Below are 208 nucleotides of genomic sequence, written 5' to 3'. Positions count from 1 at the left end.
CATTTTTGCCGAATGGATCGATCAGGCCGCCCTCGACGTTGAGCGCCACCAGGGTCTTGGTCGGGTAGTTGCTCACCGGCTGGAACATGCTGAACGACAGCTCCGGCCGGAGGAACTCGTTGTCGCCGCCCAGGAAGCCGCCCGCGTACTCGACGGCCAGCGACAGGCGCTTGCCGCGAGTGGGCTCGAAGGGGTTGTCCCGACTGTC

General features: G+C 65.4%; 1 protein-coding gene. It reads right to left on the bottom strand.

Translation table 11 applies throughout. The annotated features are described in order from the left end of the window. On the bottom strand, positions 1-208 hold a 208-nt coding region (locus KJQ96_RS39955), incomplete at both ends, for a BamA/TamA family outer membrane protein (protein WP_213291317.1).

This window comes from Bradyrhizobium sp. sGM-13, assembly GCF_018398875.1.
Classification (GTDB): domain Bacteria; phylum Pseudomonadota; class Alphaproteobacteria; order Rhizobiales; family Xanthobacteraceae; genus Bradyrhizobium.
The sequence above is the reverse complement of the archived record's forward strand: the minus strand, read 5'-3'. Positions and strand labels throughout refer to the sequence as shown.